Below are 5,639 nucleotides of genomic sequence, written 5' to 3' on the forward strand. Positions count from 1 at the left end.
GCTCTCAATAAGCTGTCGGTCTCAGATTTTAGCCGCGACGAACTTCACCGTGAGACCAGCCGCCCCCAGGGGCTGCTGACCACCCGCAGCGAATATGACCGCCTTGATCGACTGCATTGCCGGAACGTCTTTACCGACAATGCCAACGTCCGGCACCGCGATGCGAGTCCCGCCGCTGGGATTACGACTACCGCAATAACCTGGTGCGGGAAGAGCGTGACGACAACCCGTTCAGCTGGTACCGCTGGCAGTATGACAGCGCCGGGCGTTTGCTTGTTCAGGACGACACGCTGCCTGGCCAGGAGCAGATGCGCTGGGAAGGGGCGAATAGTGCCTGGAAAAAATGCTGCAGGGAAGCGGGACGCAGCTATCAGGATATTCTCAGAACCTACGTATGCAGGGGCAATACCTGGACCGTGAGATAGGACTGACAACAATCTGTTTCGGTATTATGACCCGGACTGTGGGCGGTTTACGCATCAGGACCCGATAGGGCTGGCGGGGGATAAACCTTTACCAGTATGCGCCGAATGCGCTGGGATGGGTGGATCCGTGGGGGGTTATTTAATAGCGGTATATTAGTTAAAGATAAGTCTGGCAAAGTTGGAGATCGACTCTCTGCTTACCATGTTATACCCGCTGAGGTGTGGAAAGAGAACCGATCATTCTTCAATAATATTGGCATCGGTAAAGACATGGACTCTGCATTTAATGGTATTTATTTGCCAGGCAGCGCAACAGCAATGAAACAAGATGCAGGAAAGGAATGGATGTTTTCCATAGCAGTAATCATCATAACTATAGTGGTATTGTCCGCCAGCGAATTGCTCGTGTTGAGCAACGATATAATTCTGGGATATTAGATGATAAAGGGACGAGGATAGCTATAAGGCGGACCCAGATTGATATGAAGAATTAAATTTGGATGGGTCATATTCCCACAACAAAATGCAGGGGAATGAATTAATGTCCTATTATGTGATCATGAATGACTTTGAATCATCACTCATGCCAAGAAATTTACAGGGCACGGTTGATGAAAGATTACAGATCGATGAAAACTGCGAAATAGAAGGCTCTGCATTTTCCTTCCCTTATCGAATAACAGACGATGCATGTCCAGAACGTATTTATTTGTTGTGCAATAAAAATGTTGGGGCTTTGAAATTTGACTATTATAAAAAAGACTTTGGGCACTTGATGGACAAGTCTTTATTTTCAATTTTAGAAAATTATAAGCACAATGTTATTTTTGACCGAGATATAACACCAGTTTCGATTGGGAATGGACAAGTTCTTCGAGATGATTTTAAATATGTATATTTTCCCGGCGTGGATGTTATAGATGAAGAAAAATCTATTCTTGAAGATGATAAATTCGGAGATATCATACCTATTAAAATTGAATTAAAGAATGATGCGATTGAATATGATATTTTTTCGTTTAGCGCCACATTATTAGGAGGGTTTATCATTATTAAAAAAGAGGTTAAGGAAGTTATTGAAAGTAAAGGCTTCCGGGGTTTGAAGCTTGTTCAACTGGAAAATGCTTTAGACGTTTTCTGTGAAGATTATTTCTACGAAATAGACTCAAATCGTAAGAGAAAGGGCAATAAACTACCTTAATATTGAATGGTGTCGTGCCATCACTGATTCTTTATTTTTCTTTTTTAATGGCGCGAAAAACTTCTTTGGATGATGAGTCCATTTTTCAACTATAAATCATAGTAGTTTTACGAGTAATCAATAATGTTAACTCTTAAAGAGGAATGATGTATATAAAAAATACTATTCAAGACTTTGTTATCAAATTCAAAACGAATGATTTAAATATGGGAGAGATAGACTTTACAGCAGAAGAAAATGAAAGTTCTCTCCCTGTGAATTTAAATGGCGAAATTCGATTTTTTTATAGCCATTTGATTTTAAATGACCATCCAACATTTTATGGTACTTTCTTTATACAAATTGTTGAGTTTCAAGATCTCAATGAAATATTATCAGGTTGGCGAGTTCAAAATGATACGGCCTGGCACGATGAGTATATAATCTTTGCTGAAAGAAATGGAGACGTTCATTTTTGTGACACCCGAAATATAACATCTCCTGTTTATGGTAGTATTCAAAAACGAAACTTTATCATTTCCGGTTCCTTAGCTGACTTTTTGGATGTTTTTTGTTCTGCCATTGAGATAGAGCAAAGTAAATATGATGGTGATGGTACAGATGATGATTTTAATTTCAGAGAGGATTTTCTGGAAGATATCGATTTTATGCTTAAAGGCAAACTAAAGGATGTTGAGGCAAAAGGGTTTAAGCAATTCTTTTTTGGTTAACTTTTATTTTTTAATATTAAAAATAACATTTTTTAGAGAACTTCTTTATTCAAAAGTATTTATGGCTCATGTCAGCTTTTATATTGGTTACGAGGTTTCTTTGCGATTCACCATCAATAAACACATGAAAATCGGTTACGATAAATTTGATGAAAAAAGAGTTACATCTTTTATAGAAAAAGGAAATGAGTTTCATGATGATAAAAAATATACTGAGGCGTTAGAGCAATACCACAAAGCCTGGCAAGCTCTTCCTGAGCCGAAGCTCGAATGGGAAATTGCCAACTGGATCTGTGCATGCATATACAGCGCATATTTTGATCTGGCGGATTATGCTGAGGCAAAGAAATGGGGAGAGACGACATTACGGACATGTGGATCGGATATAGACACTGCACCCTTAATCGATCTCGGCATGGTCTGTTATGAGTTGAATCAATTTGAGGAAGCGTATAAATATTTTAACGATGCTTATAACTACGGCAAAGAGCGTGCATTTCAGGATAGACCTAGAAAATACCTTGAATTTTTTTTGCGCAAAAGAACATGAATACATCGTTATTTACCTTTTAAAGGTGGCTTGAATAAATATGTTCCATATAATTGCTTACGGAGTGTAATTACTACGTCATAATCTGATGAATAACTTCAAAAAATGTGAAAAAAAGATTGGTCGTGCAGATATTTATAAAACGGAAAGTAAATTATCTATTACCCTTCCGGATGATTTCGTATCACATTATCTGCAATTTAATGGTGGCATTCCTGAGAAAAGTTGGTGGGACGGTGATGAAGGTTTTGAGCCAGTAGAGGTAGCAGGATTTAAACCGTTTGTTTATAATACTCAGACAAATGATGATCCTAGGTCTTTAATTGACGGTTGCTATATTAGCATGTTGGATAGGGAAGTGATTCCTAGGAACCTACTTCCTTTCGCAAATGATTGGGGAGGGAATTTCTTTTGTCTGAATTTAGATAATTATTCAATTGTATATTTTTCTACAGATTCTTTTGATGAAGATTTGACTATGCAAGAGAATCATATAAAAATTCAAAGATATCTGACAAATTCATTTTCCAACTTTGTTGATGGATTGGTAACAGAAGAGAGTCTTCCTTAAAGAATAATTAATAAGTTTGCGACTTATTTAATTCTGCTGCTGTGAAGTCTATTTTTTATGAAACTCTGTAGCAAGCCATAAATTTCTAGTTAAAAACTAAAAATGCAACGTATTTTTCCCTTTAATTAACAATTACCATCTTTGGTCATGAATTTGTTATTTCTCAGAAATAGTAACTACCCTTTAGGACCAATTACTGTTCAAACGAAAAATAGGTTGAGAATGAAATAACCTCAAACCCTAAGCTTGAAATTAACAATCCTCAATTCAATGGGATCATGAATGGGGAAGAATTGTTGTACAGTCTAATGAAAAAAAACTTCGACTGTGGAATTTATATCGAATGGAATGTTTGACTAAATGAAATTATCAATTAATAAAATCCCCCCATTTGCTTATCACCTAACCTGTCTATTAATGGAGTTAAAGGTTTAGATAAAGTGAAAATAACAAATCGACTGAAAAAGAAGTTATTAGTCCTGGATGGCAATGACAATGATTTCATAGAGTATGGAAAGGAACTAGCATGCCCTGAATGCGAAGGTGTAATAATATATTCCATAGTAAATTCATATGGTTTTGACTCGCTCACCGAAGAGGTAAAATGCTTTCTTGTTAAGAAAATGAGAGGTGTGAAGTATCTTAGTGAAGATAATAAATATAGCTATGATGAAAGCCAATTGTATGTTTCGAAAAACACATGTCAAAACTGTTTGAAAGACTTTTCAACTGTCTTTACGTATAAAGAAGTTCAGCCAGCCCGGTACCGTGTATATCTTGTGGGGTTTTTTGAAGGTGACTTGAAACAGATCAAATATTGTAATTTTAGATTTACCTATGATTGAAAATCTCAATTGTATTAAAGAAAATGATCTGCTTGAATGGACGCATGGTGAAAGTAACGTACTGATTACTATGCCATTTTTAGACTGTGCAATGATAGATTCAACACGCCAATTAGTCTTTGCGTTAAGCGAACCAAAGCCATTACCAACCGTTTTGACAATTTTCAATGCTCGGGGCGAAACACTGTTGTCGTCTGCACCTCCTGAAGGCGCTATTTTCTATTACTTAACATTCAATCTATCAAAGGAAGTGGTTGTCGTCTGTAGTTATGCAGTACAAGAGAATGGCTGGTATGATTGGTTTTATTCCTTTGATATGAAGCGTAATGCGTTAACTCGAACTGGCTCAGCGTATTAAGATCAAATGCCCTTATAAATGATAAGGCAAGCTGTTTCTGTGTGCTTTGAAAAGATGTTCGGCTCAGCTCCTGATCTAAGTAAGTAAAATGCTGATCATCTGTTCATTTAATTGTTGAAGATTTGCCTGTACAAAGAGTATAAATGCTGAATGAAACAATTAATAAAAGTGTCGGTAGTTCATGGAAAATACAGGTAGAAAGGCGGGATTTCCGCTGGGGATGTCATCAGGGAAATAATATTTCAATAGGGGGGGGGTAAAATGAATAAATCCATTTATGTCCAGACGGATACTGCCACATTAGTTATTTATGATTTGATGTCATTAAAACATAGAATTGATAATGATGCAGATTGGTGGAGTCTTCCAGAAGATGAAATTGAAGAAATAAATAAAGGGAATGTATTATTTCTCAATCTTGGAGAGGACGGTGCCTATAAAATTCATATAAAAAATAATGTTGACGAATATGTTGGGGCACTATTTTTAAACGTACCTTCTGGAAAGGTTTTCATTGGAGCGGGAGAGGATGTCACGGGCGGAGATCTTGAGCCTGATGACTCAGATGCTATTTCTGGTGAGTTTATTATTTTAGAACCTGGTAGTTACAAAGTTAAATTTAAAAAGCAAGGTTCAGATGTTCTAATTTCCTTTACAAAAGCAACGTTTATTGAAAACTCATTAGAAGAGGGAGTTTATCTCTGAATGAAAATCCACGCCTTGGTGTGGATTTTTTGATTCAAAAAAACAAATGTTAAACAATTAGTTCATCACGTAGCCATTTTTGACAATATCATTTTTTTCCTTTTGCATGTATCTTGCTTGTTTTTTGCGCCTCGCTTACCCTTTCCCTCAATAAATTGTCAGTATACCCGCGACGAACGACTCCACCTTGAGAATCGCCGCCCCCGGGTACTGCTTACAACCCGCAGCGAGTACGACCGTCTTGGTCGACTGCATCGCCGGGATGTATTCACTG

6 protein-coding genes and 1 pseudogene are annotated in these 5,639 nt (G+C 37.3%); all 7 read left to right on the forward strand.

Annotation, left to right across the window (positions count from 1 at the left end; all coding sequences use genetic code 11):
* Positions 1 to 562, forward strand: a pseudogene (locus QLG09_RS22060) (RHS repeat-associated core domain-containing protein); the annotation flags it as partial.
* 404 nt (positions 563 to 966) lie between these two features.
* Entirely contained in the window at positions 967 to 1,626 is a 660-nt protein-coding gene (locus tag QLG09_RS22065) for an Imm43 family immunity protein (RefSeq protein WP_049021900.1), read from the forward strand.
* A 143-nt stretch (positions 1,627 to 1,769) separates the two neighbouring features.
* Positions 1,770 to 2,336: a hypothetical protein gene (locus QLG09_RS22070; protein ID WP_282489414.1), complete on the forward strand. Its 567-nt coding sequence runs from the start codon at positions 1,770 to 1,772 to the stop codon at positions 2,334 to 2,336.
* Positions 2,337 to 2,460: 124 nt separating this feature from the next.
* Positions 2,461 to 2,886, forward strand: a complete 426-nt coding sequence (locus QLG09_RS22075; protein WP_032669715.1) for a hypothetical protein — start codon at positions 2,461 to 2,463, stop codon at positions 2,884 to 2,886.
* An 88-nt stretch (positions 2,887 to 2,974) separates the two neighbouring features.
* The gene (locus tag QLG09_RS22080) at positions 2,975 to 3,457 is read left to right on the forward strand and encodes an SMI1/KNR4 family protein (RefSeq protein WP_074164842.1); all 483 of its coding nucleotides are present in this window, start codon (positions 2,975 to 2,977) and stop codon (positions 3,455 to 3,457) included.
* Positions 3,458 to 4,294: 837 nt separating this feature from the next.
* The gene (locus QLG09_RS22085) at positions 4,295 to 4,660 is read left to right on the forward strand and encodes a hypothetical protein (RefSeq protein WP_071820438.1); all 366 of its coding nucleotides are present in this window, start codon (positions 4,295 to 4,297) and stop codon (positions 4,658 to 4,660) included.
* Between the two features lie 261 nt (positions 4,661 to 4,921).
* A complete protein-coding gene (locus tag QLG09_RS22090) occupies positions 4,922 to 5,365 on the forward strand; it encodes a DUF6386 family protein (protein WP_049021894.1) in 444 nt (147 codons plus the stop codon).
* Positions 5,366 to 5,639: the final 274 nt, after the last annotated feature.

The organism is Enterobacter sp. V89_11 (assembly GCF_029967775.1).
Classification (GTDB): Bacteria; Pseudomonadota; Gammaproteobacteria; order Enterobacterales; family Enterobacteriaceae; genus Enterobacter; species Enterobacter ludwigii.